The following is an 18,249-nucleotide window of genomic DNA, read 5'->3' on the forward strand; positions in this document are numbered from 1 at the left end:
GGTTTGATTCACTGTGTCAAATCGGCCTCGCGGCTCAGTTCGACTCGATGTTTCAATCGGGGTTATCCACCCTACACCCTCGGACGCGTTGAAGCGACCGGATTCGGTGAGTGGATTGCTGTCTGGCGGGGCGGGCCTCGAAGCCTCTGGCTTCTCGTCCCGCACTCCCTTCCTTGGCAGCGAGAAGAACATTACGGCCACGTGCGCCGTCCCGTCAAATCCGAGAAAACCCGGGCGTGTCGCACCCGTTGGACGAACAAAACCCCTGGCACATGCCGCAAAGGCGGTGCCAGGGGTTCGTTCGAGCGAGGTCAGGCCCGCACAAGTCCTACAGATTTCTTTCCGCGCCGCAGCACGTACCAGCCGCCGGCGAGCGCCGGCTGGGAGGACACCGTGGCGTCCAGTCCCTCCACCTTGACGTTGTTCACGTAGGCGCCACCGTCCTGCACTGCGCGGCGCGCATCGGACTTCGACGCGACGATTCCCGCCTCGACCAACGCGTCAATCACCAACGTGTCGGCGGCGATGTCGGTCGATCCGAGCTCCGCCGCGCATCCGGCAAGCGTGCGCTCGTCGAGCTCGGACAGTTCCGCGCGTCCGAAGAGCGCCTGGGACGCGGTGACCACGGCATCGGCCGTCGCCACACCATGGACGAGCGACGTGACGTCGTGCGCCAACGTGCGCTGGGCCTCTCGCTTGTACGGCTCCTCCGCCGTCAGCCGCTCCAGCTCCGCGATCTCCTCGCGGGTACGGAAGGTGAAGACCTTGAGGTAGTTCGCGACATCCGCATCGGCCTGGTTCAGCCAGAACTGGTAGAAGGCGTACGGGCTCGTCATCTCGGGATCGAGCCATACCGTGCCCGACTCGGTCTTGCCGAACTTGGTGCCGTCCGCCTTGGTGATGAGCGGCGTCGACAGCGCATGGACGCTGGTCCCCTCCGCCTTACGAATCAGCTCGGTACCCGAGGTGAGATTTCCCCACTGGTCCGACCCGCCGGTCTGCAGGGTGCAGCCGTGACGGCGGTACAGCTCCAGGTAGTCCATTCCCTGCAGGACCTGGTACGAGAACTCGGTGTAGGAAATGCCGTCGTCCGAGTTCAGTCGGCGCGCCACGGTGTCCTTGGCGAGCATGGATCCCATGCGGAAGTACTTGCCCACGTCGCGCAGCAGCTCGATCGCGGACATGTCCTTGGTCCAATCGAAGTTGTTGACCATCGTCGCGGCGTGCTCGCCCTCGAAGTCGAGGAACGGCTCGATCTGCCCGCGGATGCGCTCCACCCACTGGTGAACCACCTCGACGGGGTTGAGCGTGCGCTCCCCCGCCATCTTCGGGTCGCCGATGAGTCCGGTGGCACCACCGACGAGCAACAGCGGGTTGTTGCCCGCCTGCTGGAAGCGCTTCACGGTGAGGATCTGTACCAGGTTGCCGATGTGGAGGCTGGGCGCCGTCGGGTCGAAACCGCAATACAGCGTGATGGGCCCCTCGTCGAGAGCCGCGCGCAGCTCGTCGTCACCGGTGGTCTGGGAGATGAGCCCGCGCCAGGCAAGCTCGTCGAGGATGTGCTGTGTCATGGTGTGGCCATTGTGCCAGGCCGATGCGGTGAGTGAGTGAGGCGTCCCCGTCGCCTTTGACGAGGACACGTCCGGAAAAGAGTCGTCGCTGGGTACGCGCTCAGATCCCGCGCATCGGCGCTGAGGGGTGGACATCCATGAGGGGTCCTACCGACCGCGGTCGTCGCATACCCAGCGACTAATACGAGATTAGGACCGCGGACCTGAGAGGAATCTCAGAAAGCGCTTGCCGTCTCAGCGCGCGGCGTGAGGACCGCGGGACTGGCCGCCGTCGACGGTGACGTGCGCGGCCTCTCGCGTGCCCTCGGCAAGGAAATGGTCGTGCTCGGCACGCGCCCAGCGCAGCCAGGCCGCCTCGGTGTCCGCGCCCTCGCGTCGCAGCCACCGCTCGTGGCGAAGGTCGGTGGGCGCGGCGACCCACACGAGCACGCTCGCCTCGCCGCGCACCGCGCTCTGCCCGGTCCCCACTCCCTCGACGATCACCACGGGCGCAGGAGGCGCGACGACGGCATCGGCCCTCGCTCCGGCGTGCCAGTCCCAGCGCTGGAACCTGGCTTCCTGGCCGCGCGAGAGCGGCCCTACCACCTGGTCTCGCAGCAACGGGGTCAGGGTAGGAAGGCCTTCCCAGCCCTCGTACATGTCGTCGGCGTGGAGCACGGGGACGCCACCGAGCGCCGCGGCGAGGCGCCCGGCGAGGGTCGTCTTGCCCGCCCCTGCGGGGCCGTCGATTAGCACGATGCGCACGCCGCCGGGCGAGGGCTCGCTGGCGAGGACGGCGGCGCAGATGGCGTCGAGGTCGGGATCCACGGGCATCAGGCTACGGGCAGCGGTGCGCGCGGGATCCCGGCGCTCACCGAGGCGAGCGCCGGGATCCGTCACGCCTCAGCTGGCGGCCGCCGCCCAGGGGCGGAAGTGGGCGACGCGTGCGCGCGCAGCCTTGCCCTGCTCCACCACGCGGGCGGGCGCGGTGCCGCCCACGCCGTCGCGTGCCGCGAGCGAGCCCTCGACGGTGAGCACGTCGAGCACCTTGACCGTGAGGTCGGGGTGGATCGCCTGGAGCTCGTCCTCGGTCAGCTCATGCAATTCCTTGCCGCGCTTCTCGCACAGGCGCACGCATGCGCCGGCGACCTCGTGCGCCACGCGGAACGGCGTGCCCTGCTTCACCATCCACTCGGCCACATCCGTCGCGAGCGAGAATCCGGCGGGGGCGAGCTCGGCGAGTCGCTCCTCGCGGAATCGCAGCGTCCGCACCATGCCGGCGAACGCGGGAAGCAGCACCTCGAGCGTCTCGACAGCATCGAACGCCGGCTCGTGGACCTCCTGAATGTCGCGGTTGTACGCGAGGGGCAGCCCCTTGAGCGTCGCGAGCAGCCCCGTCAGGTCGCCGATGAGCCGGCCCGCCTTGCCGCGCGCGAGCTCGGCGATGTCCGGGTTCTTCTTCTGCGGCATGATCGACGAGCCCGTCGAGTACGCGTCATCCAGGGCCGCGAAGCCGAACTCCACGGTCGCCCAGGCGATGACCTCTTCCGCGATGCGCGACAGGTCGACGCCCATCATCGCGGTGACCCACGAGAACTCCGCGATCACGTCGCGCGAGGCGGTCGCGTCGATCGAGTTCTCGCACGGCGCGAGGAAGCCCAGCTCGTCCGCCACGCCCTGGGGGTCGAGCCCCAGCGTCGAGCCGGCAAGGGCTCCGGCGCCGTACGGCGAGAACGCTGCGCGCGCGTCCCAGTCGGTGAGACGCTCGACGTCGCGCAGCAACGGCCAGGCGTGCGCCATCAGGTGGTGGCCCAGCGTCACCGGCTGCGCATGCTGGAAGTGGGTGCGTCCCGGCATCGGCGCGTCGAGGTGCCGGTCTGCCTGCTCCAGCAGCGCGTCCACGACGTCGAGCACGCCGACGGCGATGATGCGGGCGTGGCGGCGCAGGTACATGCGTGGAAGCGTGGCGATCTGGTCGTTGCGCGAGCGTCCGGCGCGCAGCTTGCCGCCCACCTCGGGGCCGATGCGCTCGATCAGTAGACGCTCGAGGGCGCCGTGGACGTCCTCGTCGGACTCGGCCGGGCCGACGGCCCCGGACGCCACGTCGGAACGCAGCGCCTCGAGGCCGTCGACCATGGTCGAGGTCTCCTCATCGTTCAGCAGCCCGGCGCGCTGGAGCGCATGAGCGTGAGCGATCGATCCGCGCAGGTCGTCGTCGGCGTAACGCCAGTCGAAGTGCGTAGACTTGCTCAGGCGCGCGAGGGCGTCGGCGGGGCCGTCGACAAAACGCGCACCCCACAGGTGGCCCTCGTTGGTGCCGTGCTGCTCGGTCATGATGTGGGTCCCTCTCAGCCGTTCAGGCGCTCGGCGCGCGCCGCGGCCTGCTTGGCGGCGAGGCCGTAGATCTCGATGAAGCCGCGCGCGGCCGACTGGTCGAACGCGTCGCCCTCGTCGTAGGTGGCGAGCGCGAAGTCGTACAGGCCGGTGTCCGAGCGGCGGCCCGTCACGGTGGCGCGGCCACCGTGCAGCACCATGCGGATGTCACCGTTCACGTACTGCTGGGTGTCGGCGATGAACGTGTCGAGGTTGTCCTTGAGCGGCGAGGACCACATGCCCTCGTACACCAGCTCCGACCACTTCTGCTCGACGTGGCGCTTGAAGCGTCCCTGCTCGCGCTCGAGCGTGACGTTCTCCAGCTCGCGGTGCGCCTCGATGAGAGCGATCGCGCCGGGGGCCTCGTAGACCTCGCGGGACTTGATGCCGACAAGGCGGTCCTCGACGATGTCGATACGGCCGATGCCGTGGGCACCCGCGCGCTTGTTCATGATCTCGATGGCCTGCAGCGGGGTCACCTTTTCGCCGTCGATCGCGACGGGGATGCCGCGCTCGAAGGTGATGACGACCTCGTCCGGCACCGGCGGGAACGCGGGGTCGTCCGTGTAGTTGTAGATGTCCTTGGTGGGCGCGTTCCAGATGTCCTCGAGGAAGCCGGTCTCGATGGCGCGGCCCCACACGTTCTGGTCGATGGAGAACGGGTTGGACTTGGTGGTCTCGATGGGCAGCGCGTGGCGCGCCGCGTACTCGATGGCCTTGTCGCGGGTGAGCGCGAGGTCACGGACGGGGGCGATGCACTTGAGCTCGGGGGCGATCGAGGTGATGCCCACCTCGAAGCGCACCTGGTCGTTGCCCTTGCCGGTGCAGCCGTGGGCCACGGTGGTGCCGCCGAAGTCGCGCGCAGCCTTGACGAGGTGCTTCACGATCACGGGCCGGGACAGGCTCGACACCAGGGGGTACTTCTCCTGGTAGAGGCCGTTGGCCTGGAGTGCCGGCATGCAGTACTCCTCGGCGAACTCGTCGCGCGCATCGGCCACGTAGGCCTCCACGGCGCCGCAGTCGAGCGCGCGCTGGCGGATGACCTCGAGGTCCTCGCCACCCTGGCCGACGTCGACCGCCACCGCGATGACCTCGGCGCCCGTCGCATCGGCGATCCAGCCGATCGCCACCGAGGTGTCCAGGCCGCCGGAATAGGCCAGCACCACTCTGTCAGTCATGTGTGTCTCCTTGCATTGCTCTGTGAAATAGGGGCCGGCTCGGGGCCGGGAGTCTGGGGTGGTGGGGCGAACGGCCTGCTAGTGGCCGCCGCCCGCGGCTCGCTCGAGGAAGCGCTGGGCGAGCCGGAGCCCGCCGTCGGCCTCGCGGGAGATGACCATGATGGTGTCGTCTCCCCCGACGCACCCGAGGATGCCCGGGTCGTCGTGCTGGTCGATAGCGCTCGCGAGGTACTGCGCGGCGCCGGACGGGGTCCTGATGACGGCGAGGTTGGCCGAGCCGTCGGCGGCGAGCAGCAGTTCGCCGCACAGCCGGGTCAGGCGCTGGTCGGTGTCCTCGGACGCGGTCAGCGAGTCGGAGGTGGCGTACACGTGGGCGCCTCCCAGCCCGCGCACCTTGATGGCGCCAATGTCCACCAGGTCGCGCGACAGGGTCGCCTGGGTCACGTGGATCCCCTGCTGCTCGAGCCGCAGCGCGAGCTCACCCTGGGAGCGCACCGCCTCGGTCTCGATGATGCGGCGAATGAGCGCCTGCCTGGCGGCCTTCGTCGCGGGAATCGTCTGCGCCATGGGGATCAGTGCTCCACGAGCCAGGTCAGCAGCGCCTTCTGGGCGTGCAGGCGGTACTCGGCCTCGAGCCACACGAGCGACTGCTCGCCGTCGATGACCTCCGCGGTGATCTCCTGGCCGCGGTACGCGGGAAGGCAGTGCAGCACGTGGACGCCGGGGGCGGCGAGCTCCAGGCACCTGGCGTTGACCTGGTAGGGCGTGAACACCTGGGCGCGCTCGGCCTTCTGCGCCTCGTCGCCCATGGACACCCACGTGTCGGTCGCGATGACATCCGCGCCCGTGACGGCCTCGTCGAGGCTCGCGGTGACCGTGACGGAGCCGCCCGTCGTCGCGGCGATCTCCTCGGCGCGGGCTACGACCTTGGGCTCGGGCAGGTACTCCCCCGGCGTGCCGATGCGGACGTGCATTCCCGCCGTCACGCCGCCCAGCAGGTAGGAATGCGCCATATTGTTCGCGCCGTCGCCCACGTACGCGAGATCGAGGCCGGCGAGGGCCCCGACGCCACCACGGGCATCGGCCACCGCGGCGAGGTCCGCGAGGATCTGGCACGGGTGGAACGCGTCGGTGAGGGCGTTGACGACCGGCACCGAGGTGCCCTCCGCCATCTCCTCGAGGCGGTCCTGGCCGAACGTGCGCCACACGATGGCGCTCGTCATCGACTCCAGGACGCGCGCCGTGTCCGCGACGGACTCGCCGCGCCCCATCTGCGAGGACTGCGCGTCGATCACGAGCGGGTAGCCGCCCAGCTCGGCGACGCCGGCGGAGAACGACACGCGGGTGCGCGTCGAGTGCTTATCGAAGATGATCGCCACCGCCTGCGGACCCTCGAACGGGCGACGCGAGAAACGGTCGGCGCGCATGTCGAGCGCGAGCTCGAGCACCTCTCGCTGCTCGGCCGGGCTCAGGTCGTCGTCGCGCAGGAAGTGGCGGGTCATCAGTGGCCTCCGTCGGTGAGGGGATGAGCGGCCAGGTAGCCCTCGATCCAGGTGAGGAAGGTGTCCGCCTCGGCGGTCGTGAGGGTGAGCGCGGGCACGAGGCGAATCGTGTCGGGGCTCGGGGGGTTGACGATGAAGCCGGCGGCCACGGCCGCCTGGGCGATCTCGGCGGAGGCCGGGGCCGCCAGGCCGATGCCGAGCAGCAGGCCCTCGCCGCGCACCTCGACCACCCCGTCCATGGCCTCGAGGCGCTCGCGCAGGTGGGCGCTCACGGCCTTGACGTTCGCGATCAGGTTCTCGTCCTCGATCACCCGCAGGGTCGCCAGGGCCGCCGCCGCCGCGAGCGGGTTGCCGCCGAAGGTCGTGCCGTGCTCGCCCTTGCCGAGCATCGCACCGTGCTTGTCGCCGAAGGCGATGACGGCGCCGATGGGGAAGCCTCCGCCGAGGCCCTTCGCGAGGGTCATGACGTCGGGCTGGATCCCGTGCAGCTGGTGGGCGAACCACGCGCCGGTGCGGGCGATGCCGGTCTGGACCTCGTCGAGGACGAGCAGCGCGTCGTGACGGCGGGTCAGCTCGCGCGCCTGGGCCAGGTAGGCGTGGGTGAGCGGGATGACGCCCGCCTCGCCTTGGATGGGCTCGAGCACGATCGCCGAGAGGTCGCCCGCGTGGGCGGCCACCGCATCGGCCAACGCCTGGGCGTCGTTGACGGGGACGAACTCCACGTCGCCGATGAGCGGGGCGAAGGGGGCGCGGTAGGCCTCCTTGTGCGTCAGGGCGAGCGCGCCGGTCGAGCGGCCGTGGAAGCCACCCTCGAGCGCGATGATGGTTCCCTTGCCCGTCTTGCGCGCCATCTTGATGGCCGCCTCGTTCGCCTCGGTGCCCGAGTTCGCGAAGAACACGCGGGAGCCCGTGGGCGCCTGGGCGATGTCCAGCAGCTTCTCGGCAAGCGCGATCTGCGGCTCGGTCGCGAAGAAGTTCGACGCGTGGGCGAGCGTGGCCGCCTGCGTCGAGATCGCCTCGACCCAGGCAGGGTGGCCGTGGCCGAGGGCGTTAACGGCGATGCCGCCCAACAGGTCGAGGTAGCGGTTGCCGTCCGCGTCCCAGACGTAGGAGCCCTCTCCCCTGGTGAGCACCCGCATCGGCACGCCGAAGGTGCCCATGAGCGCGTGCTGGTAGCGCTGCAGGTCCACGTGGCCGCGCTCCAGCCCGCCCTCGCCGTGCCCGCTGAGCGAGCCGTCCCGCGCGCTCATGCCCACAGGTCCGTGTCGTCGGGGCGCACCATGGTGCCGATGCCGGACGTGGTGAAGATCTCGGTCAGCACCGAGTGGGGCTCACGGCCGTCGATGATGTGCGCCTGCGGCACGCCGCCACGGACGGCGCGCAGGCACGCCTCCATCTTGGGAACCATGCCGGACGCGAGGCTGGGCAGCAGCTTCTCGACGTCGGAGGCGTGGATGCGGCGCACCAACGAGGACCGGTCGGGCCAGTTGGCGTAGAGACCCTCGACGTCGGTCAGCATGACGAGCTTGCGGGCGCGCAGCGCAACGGCGATGGCCGCCGCGGCGGTGTCAGCGTTGACGTTGAGCACGGTGGTCGGGTCGTCCATGTCGGGCGCCACCGTGCTCACCACGGGGATGCGGCCGGCGTGGATGATGTCCTCGATCGCGGCGGGGTTGACCTTCACCACGTCGCCCACCTGGCCCACGTCGACGGCCTCGCCGTCGATGAGGGCGGTGCGGCGCTTGGCCTGCAGAAGGCCGGCGTCCTCGCCCGACAGGCCCACGGCCAGCGGGCCGTGGTCGTTGATGAGGCCCACGAGCTCGCGGGAAACGGAGCCGGTAAGCACCATGCGCACCACGTCCATCGCCTCGGGGGTGGTGACGCGCAGGCCGCCGCGGAACTCGGACTCGATGCCGAGGCGCCCCAGCATGTCGTTGATCTGGGGGCCGCCGCCGTGCACGACGACGGGAGACAGGCCCAGCAGTCGCAGGTGGACGACGTCCTGGGCGAAGGCGGCCTTCAGTGTGTCGTCGATCATGGCGTTGCCGCCGTACTTGATGACGACGATGGAGCCGCGGAACTGCTCGATCCACGGCATGGCGTCGATGAGGACGCCCACCTTCTGCTGCGGGGTCAGGTCGGGATAGTCGATGTCGGTGCTCATGAGCTGTACGCGCTGTTCTCGTGGACGTAGTCGTGGGTGAGGTCGTTGGTCCACACCGTGGCGGAGGAGTCGCCCGCGTGAAGCTCGAGGACGACGGAGACCTCGCGCGGGGTGAGGTCCACGAGGTCGCGGTCGTCGCCGACGCCTGAGGCGCGGCAGACCTGGATCCCGTTGACCCACACGTCGAGAGTACGGGCGTCGAACGGGGCGACGTGGGCCGGCACGGTGCCGGCGGCCGAGATGATGCGGCCCCAGTTGGGGTCGTTGCCGAAGATCGCGGTCTTGAAGAGGTTGGAGCGGGTGATCGCGCGGGCCACCGCCTCGGCCGCGGCCTCGCTTGTCGCACCCTGCACCGTCACGGCGATGTCGTGGCTCGCGCCCTCGGCGTCCCCGACGAGCTGGCGCGCGAGGCTCGCGAGGACCTCGGTGAGCGCCTCCTCGAACGACGCGGCGTCGGGACTCTCGCCCGAGGCGCCCGACGACAGCAGCAGCACAGTGTCGTTGGTCGACATGCAGCCGTCGGAGTCCACACGGTTCAGCGTCGAGGCGACGGCCGATGCAAGGGCCGCCTTGGCGGTCTCGGCATCCACCACCGCGTCGGTGGTGACCACGCACAGCATGGTTGCCATGCCGGGCGCCAGCATCCCGGCGCCCTTGGCCATGCCTCCGACCGTCCAGGCGCCTCGCTCGGCGACGGCGGTCTTGGACACGGAGTCGGTCGTCATGATGCCCTCGGCGGCGGCCTGGCCGCCCTCGGCGCTGAGCTCCGCGATCGCGGCGTCGGCTCCCGACAACAGGTTGTCCATGGGCAGGCGCACGCCGATCAACCCCGTGGAGCACACGGCGACGTCTCCCGCGGCGACCTCGCGGCCCGCCGCGGTCAGGGACTGCGCGACGTGCTCGGCGGTGGCGTGCGTGTCGGCGAAGCCCTCGGAGCCCGTGCACGCGTTGGCGCCGCCGGAGTTGAGGATGACGGCGTCGATCCGGCCGTCCGAGGCGGCCTCGCGCGACCAGGTCACGGGGGCGGCCTCGACACGGTTGGTCGTGAAGACGCCGGCGGCGACGTGATCGGGTCCGTCGTTGACGACGACGGTGACGTCCTTGGCGCCGGTGGACTTGATGCCGGCGGCGACGCCGGCGGCGACGAAGCCCTGTGCTGCGGTCACGCTCACGGTGCGACTCCCTGAAGCTGCAGGCCGGTGGTCTCGGGGTACCCCAGCACGATGTTCATGGACTGCAGGGCCGCTCCCGCGGTGCCCTTGACGAGGTTGTCGATGGCGGACACGACCACGACGCGGCCCGCCTTCTTGTCGACGGCCACCTGCACCAGGCAGGTGTTGGCGCCGAGCGTGGCGGCGGTCGTGGGCCACTGGCCCTCGGGCAGGACGTGCACGAAGGGCTCGTCCGCGTACGCGCTCTCCCAGGCGGCACGCACCTGGTCGGCGTCGACGCCGGCAGCGAGAGGCGCTGTCATGGTGGCGAGGATGCCGCGCGCCATGGGCACGAGGGTGGGAGTGAAGCTGATGCGCACGTCATCGGCGCCGGCAACGCCGAGGTTCTGCACGATCTCGGGGATGTGACGGTGGGTACCGCCCACCGCGTAGGGGCTCGCCGCGCCCAGACCCTCGGACGCGAGGAGGTTGGTCGCGAGCTTCTTTCCCGCGCCGGAGTAGCCGACGGCGAGCACGGCGGTGAGGTCCGTGGGGTCGATCACGCCCGCGGCGACGCCGGGCTGGAGGCCGAGGGTGACGGCGGTGACGTTGCAGCCGGGCACGGCGACGCGCTTGGCGCCCGGCAGCGCGTCGCGCTGGTGGCCGTCCGCGGTGATGAGCTCGGGCATGCCGTAGGGCCAGGTCCCCGAGTGGTCGCCGCCGTAGTACTCGGCCCACGCCTCGGCGGAGGCCAGGCGGTGGTCGGCGCCGCAGTCGAGCACCAGGGTCTCGGGCGGCAGCTGGGCGGCGATCGCGCCGCTCGTGCCGTGGGGCAGCGCGAGCACGACGACGTCGTGTCCGGCGAGGGTGTCGACGCTCGTCGCGACGATGTCCCTGTCGGCGAGAGAGCGCAGGTGTGGCTGATGCACCCCCAATCGATCGCCCGCGGAGGAATGCGCCGTCAGCGACCCGAACTCGACGTCCGGGTGCTCGCTGAACACGCGCAAGACCTCTCCGCCGACGTATCCGGAGGCTCCAGAGACTGCGACCTTGAGTGTCATGTGCATAACTATACAGACGAATGCATGACTTTGGGCACGGCCCCGCGCGGCGTGGCGTGACACGATGACCAACGTGAGAGCCATCGTCGCGTATTCCCCCGGCCCCACCTCCGTGATGACCGCCGTCGACCTCGAGGCGCCCGAGCCCGGCCCAGGCGAGGTGCTCGTGGAGACGGCGGCCTGCGGCGTCAACTTCATCGACGTCTATCAACGCTCCGGGATCTACGACGTCGCGTTCCCCCTGGTCCCCGGCCTCGAGGGCGCGGGGGCCGTGGCGAGAGTGGGACCGGGAGTGGCCGGGCTGAAGGTAGGCGACACGGTCGCGTGGTGCGCCGCCCCGCGCTCCTATGCGTCCCAGGTGGTCGTGCCGGAGGCGGACTGCTTCGCGGTACCCGCGGAAGTGGCGCCGGCGACGGCTGCCGCGGCGATGCTGCAGGGCCTGACCGCCCACTACCTCGTCACGTCGACGTTCCCGGTGCATGAGGGGCATACAGTCCTGCTCCACGCGGGGGCGGGTGGGGTGGGACTGCTCCTCACGCAGCTGGCGGTCGCCCGCGGCGCCACCGTCATCACCACCGTCTCGACCGAGCAGAAGGAGGCGCTGTCGCGCGAGGCTGGCGCGAGCGAGGTGCTGCGCTACGACGCCATGGGCGACCTCGCGTCCGAGCTGCCGGCGCGAGTACGTGCCCTCACGGGCGGGCGCGGCGTGGACGTCGCCTACGACGGCGTGGGGGCCGCCACCTTCGAGGCCTCGCTCGCGTCGCTCGCGGTGCGCGGCACCCTCGCGCTCTTCGGAGGAGCGTCGGGCCAGGTGCCTCCCTTCGACCTGCAGCGCCTGAACGCTGCCGGCTCACTGTTCGTCACGCGCCCCACGCTCGGACACCACCTGCTCACTGCCGAGGAGCGCGCGTGGCGCGCGAGCGAGCTGTTCGGAAACATCGCCGACGGCAGCCTCGACGTACGCATCGGCGCCACGTTTAACCTCGACGAGGCCGCGGGCGCGCACGAGGCGCTCGAGTCTCGCGCTACGACGGGCAAGGTGCTGCTGGTCCCCTGACCCTCGCATCGGCCGGACCCACGGACGACACGCGATCGTGACACGACCACGGCACAATGTGCCCATGCGGTACCTGCGGCTGCGCGTGATGCGCGAGAGAGACCTCGAGGCAGTGTTGCGCCTCAACAACGACGCCGCGCCGACCATCCACCCGCTCACCGCCGAGTCGCTCGCCGAGCTGCGCGGCTGGTGTGACGTGGCGCTTGTCGCGTGTGACCGCGTCGGCGAGCCCATCGCCTTTTTGCTGAGCCTCGGCATGGGCCAGCCGTACGCCTCCCCCAACTACCGCTGGTTCGAGGACCGCGGGGCGCGGCACCAGTACATCGACAGGATCGTGGTGTCGAGCGCGGCCAGGGGCACGGGAGTCGGCCGCGCCCTGTACGAGTCCGTGTTCGAGCGCGCGCGCGAGCGCGGGGCGAACGAGGTGACCACCGAGGTGTCCGTCTCCCCCGCCGACCCGCGCTCGCTGTCCTTCCACGAGGCCCTGGGCTTCCGTCAGCTCGCCGAGCTCGACATCCACGACGGCACGTCGCGCGTGGCGCTCCTGTCGCGCACCGTCGACGGGCTGATGTGACGGGTCACGCCGCGGCTGCCGCGCGCTCCTTCATGTAGTCGGGAGCGACGAAGAAGGCGGCGATGGCCGCCCCGACCAACAGCACGGCGGCGGGAAGCAGCAGCGACTGCGCCATGGCCGTCGAGAACGGCTCGTGCAGGGCGGCAGGCAACTCCAGGGAGCTCGAGCCCTCGCCCGACACCGCTGGCGCGCCCGAGCCGTCGCCGAGAGCCGCGGCGAGGCGGCTCGACATGAGCGTGGCGATCGCCGCCGACCCCAGCACGGAGCCGACCTGGCGCGTGGTGTTGTAGACGCCCGATCCCGCGCCGGCGTCGCGCGGCGGCAGGTTGCGGGTGGCGGTCGACGAGATGGGCCCCCACATGAAGGAGTTGCCGATGCCCACGAGAGCGGCGGGAACGAGCAGCCACAGGATGGGGATGTCGGGCGTCATCATGAAGAAGTAGGCCACGAGGCCGAGCCCGCTGAGGAGAAGCCCCGGCACGGCGAGGACGCGCGGGTGCAGGCGATCGACAAGGCGGCCGGCCACGGGCGACAGCGCGATGGACGCGACGGCGGTGGGCACCGACATCAGCGCCGACTCGGTGGGGGTGAGGCCCCGCACGGTCTGCAGGAAGTAGATGAGCGGGATGAACTGGGCGGTGACCGCGAAGCCCACCAGCGCGATAGCGCCGTTGGCGAGGGAGAAGTTGCGGTCACGGAACAGCGCGAGCGGGAGCAGCGGCTCCCCACGGTGGCGCGACTGGGTCCACAGGAACAGCGCGAGGATCACGACACCCGCGGCGATGCAGGCCCACACCACGCCGTTCCAGTCGAGGGTCGAGCCCTCCTGGATACCGAACACGACGAGCGTCATGCCCAGCGCGGACAGCACCACTCCCCACCAGTCGAACTCGTGGGCGTGCGTGGGCAGGGTCGGCACCAGGCGCGCCACCATGATGTAGGCGACCACACCGATGGGCACGTTGACGAAGAAGATCCATTCCCAGCCGGGACCGTCGACCAGGAATCCGCCCAGCAGCGGTCCCACGAGGGAGGCGACACCCGCCGTGGCTCCCCACAGCGCCATGGCGGTGCCGCGTCGGGAGGCCGGGAACAGGCGGGTGATGACGGCCATCGTCTGCGGGCTCATCATGGCGGCGCCAAAGCCCTGGATGGCGCGGGCGGCGATGAGGTTCGCGATGCCCGAGCCCGGGAGCTGGTCCGCGATACCGCACAGGAAGGACGCCCCGGTGAACACCACGAGGCCGATCAAGTACAGGCGGCGCGGCCCAAACCTGTCGCCCAGGCGCCCGGTGATGAGCAGCGGCACCGCGTACGTGAGGAGGTACGCGCTCGTCACCCACAGCACCTGGGTGGTCGAGGCGTCGAGCGAGGCCTGGATCGAGGGGTTCGCGATCGACACGATGGTGACGTCGACGAGGATCATGAAGAAGCCGATCATGAGCGCCCACAGGGCGGGCCACGGCTTGATGTCGTCGGGCGCCTGGGAGGCGCCGGCGGTGGGGACGGTCACGAGGGGTCCTGTTCGGTGAAGGGTGGCGTGGAGGTGAGGAAGGGCTGGTCCCAGTCGAGGGCGCCGCTGTCAAGGTCGGTGAGGATCGCGTCGATCCAGGCGAGTTCGGCGTCGAGCCGATGCAGGGAGTACTCCTTGCCCAGCAGCATGCGGCGCGGTACCCCCTTGTCGAGGGCGGCGTCACGCATGCGCGTGACGGTGTCGCGCTCGGCGAGGACGGCGCCGCGGCGCTCGGCGAGGACGCTTTCCACCTGGGCGCGGCTGAGGAAGTGCGCCTCCCCCACGGCGACGGGAAGGACGGGGTACTCGGCGCGCGGCTGACGCAGCCACGCGACCACCTGGGTCTCCATCGCCGCCCTGCCGGCCGCGGTGAGGCGGTAGGTGGTGCGCTCGGGCCGCTTGCCCTCGCGCCCCACGCCCACCTCCTCGACGTGGCCGTCGCGCAGCAGGCGTTCGACAGCGTGATAGAGGCTCGGCACCCGCAGCTTGACGTCGAGGTCCTGGCCGCGGACCCTCAGCGTCTGGGCCATCTCGTAGGGGTGCATGGGCCGCTCGACCAGCAGCGCGAGCGCGCTCACAGCGAGCGGCGTGAGGTCATCGGCCATCGGCACTCCCCTCGTTATAGTCCACATGGAGTATTCGACGCGGACTAGTGTGCCACATGCCGCGTGTGCCGGGAGCGCACGCGGACCCGTGACGGCCTCGCTAGCCTGGGACGCATGCGCATTCTGATCGTCGGAGGCACCGGCCTGATCTCGTCGGAGATCGCGGCGGCCTCCGTGGCCGCCGGACACGACCTCACCCTCGTCACCCGTGGACGCTCGGGCGTCGCCGATGCCCCTGCCGGGGTGCGCCACGTCGTGGCCGATGCCACGGACGCCGCCGCGCTGCGCTCGGCCCTGGCGCAGGCGAGCGATGCGGGCGAGCGGTACGACGTGGTCCTCCAGTCCGTCGCCTTCTCCCCCGAACACGTGGCCGCCGACGTCGAGACCTTCGCGCCGCTGACGGACCAGTACGTCCTCATCGCCACGTCGGCGAGCTACGCCACCTGGGACTGCCTCCACCTCACCCGCGAGGACGACCCCCAGGAGAACCTGTTCTGGGACTACGCACGGCAGAAGGCCGCGGCGGAGGCCGTCCTGCGCGAGCGGGCGACAGCGGCGGGGCTCGGCTACACCATCGTGCGCCCCGCTCACACGTACGGACCCTCGAAGATCCCGGCCTACACGGGCAACAGTTCCCACCCCTGGACGGTCGTGGACCGGATGCGGCGCGGCGCCGACATCGTCATCCCCGGCGACGGCACCTCGCTGTGGACCCTCACACACGCTCGCGACCTCGCTGCCGCGGCGGTGGGACTCTTCGGCAACGCGCGGGCGCTCGGCGAGGCCGTGCACATCACCTCGGACGAGGCGCTCACGTGGAACGCCATCTACGGCGCCATCGCCGACGCCGCGGGCATCACCCCCGAGCGGTTCGGCGAGCAGCGGGTATGCGTACCCTCGGATGCCCTTGTCGCGGCCGCCCCCGACCAGGCGGGCTCGATCTACGGCGACAAGATGCACCCCGCCGCCTACGACACGAGCAAGATCAAGCATCTGGTCCCGGGCTGGGAGGCGCGCATCCCCTTCGCGGAGGGCATCCGCGAATGCCTCGCGTGGTTCGAGGCCGACCCCGCGCGTCAGCGCGTGGACGACGCCGCCAACGCGATGTTCGACCGGATCGCCGCGATCTACCGCCGCGCGCTCGGCGAGGCTGCCTCGTGAGCCTCTTCGGGCGCCGCCGCGACTCCGCGGCCCCCGCGGTGAGCGACGACTCGGCGCGGGTACGGCTCCTCGACGCCGCCGTGTCGGTGCTGGGGCGCGACCCCGGCGCTCCGCTCGGCGCCGTCGCGCGCCGCGCCCAGGTGGACGACGAGACCGCTCGCCGCCTGTTCCCCACCCGCCACGCCCTGGTGGAGGCGACGGTGGTGCGCGGCGCGACCCGCATCGCGGGAGCGTCCTTCCTCGACGATGGCGAGCCGCTCGAGCAGATCGCCATGCTCATCGGCCGCGTCTGGCAGGACCAGGCTCCCGTCCTACCTCTCACCCGCATGGCCGCGCGCGGCCCCTACCGCCGCTCCGTCGAGCGCGCCCTCGCGCCGCTGCGGGCGACGCTGAGGGAGGCCGTCGCCCTCGCCGCCGAACAGGGCAGCGTCCGCCGCGACATCTCCCCCGCCGCCGTGAGCTGGCTCGTGGAGCAGGCCGCGATCGACGTGGTCGAGGCGGCCGAGGCAAAGGCGCTCGCGGGCGCCGACCCCCTGCAGCTCGCCATGACGCACGCGCTCTGCGCGGCGGGCCTTGGGTGGGCGCAGGCGACGGATGTCGCCATCGCCGCCAGGACCCGGCTGGCCGGGGGCGACCCGCAACGCCGCTAACCCCCTGCCCATCCCTCACCTTTGTCAGGAGACACCATGCATGCGATCGCCGCCCTTGACGCGCGCCCCGTGACCGACCCGCTCGCCCTGCGCGACATCGAGGTCCCCGACCCGACGGTCCGCGACAACGACCTCCTGATTCGCGTCGAGGCGGTGTCCGTCAACCCCACCGACGTGTATCGCCGCGCCAAGGTCAAGGCGGACGGCCCTCCGCGCATCCTGGGCTTCGACGGCGCCGGCACTGTCGTGGGCCTCGGCAGCGCCGTCACCGGCTTCTCCGTGGGAGACGAGGTGTGGTGGTCGGGCGACGCGTTCAGGGACGGCGCCAACGCCGATCTCCAGGCCGTCGACCACCGGATCGTGTCCCGCAAGCCCGCGAGCGCGAGCTTCGCCGACGCCGCGTCACTGCCGCTCACGTCGATTACGGCGTGGGAGGGGATGTTCGAACGCATGCGCATCAACCGCGAGGACGCCGGAACCCTCCTCATGGTCGGCGGCGCCGGCGGCGTGGGGTCGGTGCTGACGCAGCTCGCCAAGCGCCTCACGTCGATGCGCGTGATCGCGACGGCGTCCCGCGAGGAGTCCGCCGCGTGGTGCCGCAGGATGGGGGCCGATGCCGTGGTCGACCACCGCGACCTTGCCGGCGAGGTGACGGCGCTCGCCCCCGACGGCATCGACTACGTGTTTTCCTCCTACACCCCGGGCAACATCGAGGCGTACGCGCGGGTGCTGCGACCCTTCGGGCAGATCGTGTCGATCGACGGCGGACAGCTGGACCTGCTGCCGCTGTTCGCCAAGTCGATCGGCTTCCACTGGGAGTACATGTTTGCGCGCTCCCGCTACGAGACGTGGGACATGGCGGAGCAGGGCCGCATGCTCGCCGAGACGGCCGAGCTCGTCGACGCGGGAGACGTGGTCCCGACCGCGACCGTCAGGATCGACGACTTCTCGGCGGCCGGGATCCTCGAGGCGCATCGCCTTGTCGAGAGCGGCACCGTGATCGGAAAGGTCGTCATCCACCGCTAGCGCGGGGCCGCGCGCGCGTGGCACGCTCGTCCCATGCGTCCCCTCGCGTCCCTCGCCGTGGCAGGCCTGGCCCTCGCCCTCGCCGCCTGCTCGGGCGGCGACACTCCCGACGACGCCGTGAGCGGCGCCGCTGAAAACGCCTCCGCCTCGGCATCGGCCGACCCCACGGACGGCGGCGGTACGGCGGCCGGCGACGCCTCCTCGGATGCCGCCGGGACCGACCCGTACTGCGACGCTGCCCAGCAGGGCTACCTGGCACAGGTGGACCTGCTTGAGGCGAGCGACAGGTCGAGCGTGCAGACGAGCGCCGAGGACGGAGCCGGTTCCGTGGAGCTCGCCAACGCGGCAGGGGCGGCGATGGTGGAGGCCATCGACGCGATCGACGACACGTGGGGCGCCGCGCGCGACCGTCTCGCGTCGTCATCGTGGGTGGGCGGCGACGACTCCGTGAGCGACGAGCAGGCGGCGGCGGCGTTCGAGGACTTCCTCGACTACGTCGACGCGCTCGCGCGCCCCGAGGCGGAACTCCTGGCGTCGATGGAGACCCTCGCCGACTACCAGGAAGGCATGGCCGCCCTCATGGACGAGCCGGGCGTCAGCGACTCGGCTCAGGCGGGCGCCGCCGCGGTGAGCACCATCGTGTCCTACACCGTGGCCCGCTGCGGCGACCTTCCCGAGTCGTAG

At 71.0% G+C, this 18,249-nt stretch carries 18 protein-coding genes; 6 read left to right on the forward strand and 12 right to left on the reverse strand.

Features of this window, described 5'->3' with window-relative positions; all coding sequences use genetic code 11:
• Nucleotides 1-311 precede the first annotated feature (311 nt).
• The 10 genes from tyrS to argC form a co-directional block, all read right to left on the reverse strand.
• Nucleotides 312-1,571 (reverse strand): tyrosine--tRNA ligase, encoded by a 1,260-nt coding sequence (tyrS, locus tag B7K26_RS00010; protein ID WP_084076653.1) that lies wholly within the window; start codon nucleotides 1,569-1,571, stop codon nucleotides 312-314.
• A gap of 234 nt (nucleotides 1,572-1,805) precedes the next feature.
• A complete protein-coding gene (locus tag B7K26_RS00015) occupies nucleotides 1,806-2,378 on the reverse strand; it encodes a hypothetical protein (RefSeq protein WP_143340380.1) in 573 nt (190 codons plus the stop codon).
• Between the two features lie 75 nt (nucleotides 2,379-2,453).
• On the reverse strand, nucleotides 2,454-3,884 hold the full coding sequence (gene argH / locus B7K26_RS00020; RefSeq protein WP_084076655.1) for an argininosuccinate lyase: 1,431 nt from the start codon (nucleotides 3,882-3,884) through the stop codon (nucleotides 2,454-2,456).
• Between the two features lie 14 nt (nucleotides 3,885-3,898).
• Nucleotides 3,899-5,101, reverse strand: a complete 1,203-nt coding sequence (locus B7K26_RS00025) for an argininosuccinate synthase (protein ID WP_084076656.1) — start codon at nucleotides 5,099-5,101, stop codon at nucleotides 3,899-3,901.
• 78 nt (nucleotides 5,102-5,179) lie between these two features.
• Nucleotides 5,180-5,668 (reverse strand): arginine repressor, encoded by a 489-nt coding sequence (gene argR, locus B7K26_RS00030; RefSeq protein WP_084076657.1) that lies wholly within the window; start codon nucleotides 5,666-5,668, stop codon nucleotides 5,180-5,182.
• Between the two features lie 5 nt (nucleotides 5,669-5,673).
• Nucleotides 5,674-6,603 carry an ornithine carbamoyltransferase gene (argF, locus tag B7K26_RS00035; RefSeq protein ID WP_084076658.1) on the reverse strand — a complete coding sequence of 310 codons (930 nt, stop codon included), beginning with the start codon at nucleotides 6,601-6,603 and terminating at the stop codon, nucleotides 5,674-5,676.
• Nucleotides 6,603-7,853 (reverse strand): acetylornithine transaminase, encoded by a 1,251-nt coding sequence (locus tag B7K26_RS00040; protein ID WP_084077489.1) that lies wholly within the window; start codon nucleotides 7,851-7,853, stop codon nucleotides 6,603-6,605. Before B7K26_RS00040 ends, argF begins: the two co-directional genes overlap by 1 nt.
• The gene (gene argB / locus B7K26_RS00045) at nucleotides 7,850-8,767 is read right to left on the reverse strand and encodes an acetylglutamate kinase (protein ID WP_084076659.1); all 918 of its coding nucleotides are present in this window, start codon (nucleotides 8,765-8,767) and stop codon (nucleotides 7,850-7,852) included. The genes B7K26_RS00040 and argB overlap by 4 nt, the downstream gene beginning before the upstream one ends.
• On the reverse strand, nucleotides 8,764-9,939 hold the full coding sequence (gene argJ / locus B7K26_RS00050; protein WP_084076660.1) for a bifunctional glutamate N-acetyltransferase/amino-acid acetyltransferase ArgJ: 1,176 nt from the start codon (nucleotides 9,937-9,939) through the stop codon (nucleotides 8,764-8,766). Before argJ ends, argB begins: the two co-directional genes overlap by 4 nt.
• Nucleotides 9,936-10,979, reverse strand: a complete 1,044-nt coding sequence (gene argC / locus B7K26_RS00055; protein ID WP_200810897.1) for an N-acetyl-gamma-glutamyl-phosphate reductase — start codon at nucleotides 10,977-10,979, stop codon at nucleotides 9,936-9,938. The genes argJ and argC overlap by 4 nt, the downstream gene beginning before the upstream one ends.
• Nucleotides 10,980-11,052: 73 nt before the next feature.
• Here argC and B7K26_RS00060 point away from each other — a divergent pair, with 73 nt between their 5' ends.
• The gene (locus B7K26_RS00060) at nucleotides 11,053-12,036 is read left to right on the forward strand and encodes a quinone oxidoreductase (protein WP_234998688.1); all 984 of its coding nucleotides are present in this window, start codon (nucleotides 11,053-11,055) and stop codon (nucleotides 12,034-12,036) included.
• 64 nt (nucleotides 12,037-12,100) lie between these two features.
• Nucleotides 12,101-12,610: a GNAT family N-acetyltransferase gene (locus tag B7K26_RS00065; RefSeq protein ID WP_084076663.1), complete on the forward strand. Its 510-nt coding sequence runs from the start codon at nucleotides 12,101-12,103 to the stop codon at nucleotides 12,608-12,610.
• A 4-nt stretch (nucleotides 12,611-12,614) separates the two neighbouring features.
• On the opposite strand, the gene B7K26_RS00070 is transcribed toward B7K26_RS00065, so the two are convergent.
• Nucleotides 12,615-14,051, reverse strand: coding sequence for a DHA2 family efflux MFS transporter permease subunit (locus tag B7K26_RS00070; protein WP_084077490.1), 1,437 nt, complete (start codon nucleotides 14,049-14,051; stop codon nucleotides 12,615-12,617).
• Nucleotides 14,052-14,119: 68 nt separating this feature from the next.
• Complete coding sequence (locus B7K26_RS00075) at nucleotides 14,120-14,728, reverse strand: PadR family transcriptional regulator (RefSeq protein ID WP_159449552.1); 609 nt, start codon at nucleotides 14,726-14,728, stop codon at nucleotides 14,120-14,122.
• A gap of 114 nt (nucleotides 14,729-14,842) precedes the next feature.
• On the opposite strand from B7K26_RS00075, the gene B7K26_RS00080 reads away from it, so the two are divergent.
• From B7K26_RS00080 to B7K26_RS00095, 4 genes are read left to right on the forward strand one after another with little or no spacing between them, the layout of a single operon-like run.
• The gene (locus B7K26_RS00080) at nucleotides 14,843-15,889 is read left to right on the forward strand and encodes an NAD-dependent epimerase/dehydratase family protein (RefSeq protein ID WP_084076665.1); all 1,047 of its coding nucleotides are present in this window, start codon (nucleotides 14,843-14,845) and stop codon (nucleotides 15,887-15,889) included.
• On the forward strand, nucleotides 15,886-16,539 hold the full coding sequence (locus B7K26_RS00085; RefSeq protein ID WP_084076666.1) for a hypothetical protein: 654 nt from the start codon (nucleotides 15,886-15,888) through the stop codon (nucleotides 16,537-16,539). Before B7K26_RS00080 ends, B7K26_RS00085 begins: the two co-directional genes overlap by 4 nt.
• A gap of 36 nt (nucleotides 16,540-16,575) precedes the next feature.
• Nucleotides 16,576-17,565: a zinc-binding alcohol dehydrogenase family protein gene (locus B7K26_RS00090; RefSeq protein ID WP_084076667.1), complete on the forward strand. Its 990-nt coding sequence runs from the start codon at nucleotides 16,576-16,578 to the stop codon at nucleotides 17,563-17,565.
• Between the two features lie 33 nt (nucleotides 17,566-17,598).
• On the forward strand, nucleotides 17,599-18,249 hold the full coding sequence (locus B7K26_RS00095) for a hypothetical protein (protein WP_084076668.1): 651 nt from the start codon (nucleotides 17,599-17,601) through the stop codon (nucleotides 18,247-18,249).

Origin of the sequence: Demequina sp. NBRC 110057 (genome assembly GCF_002090175.1) — a bacterium.
Lineage (GTDB): Bacteria > Actinomycetota > Actinomycetes > Actinomycetales > Demequinaceae > Demequina.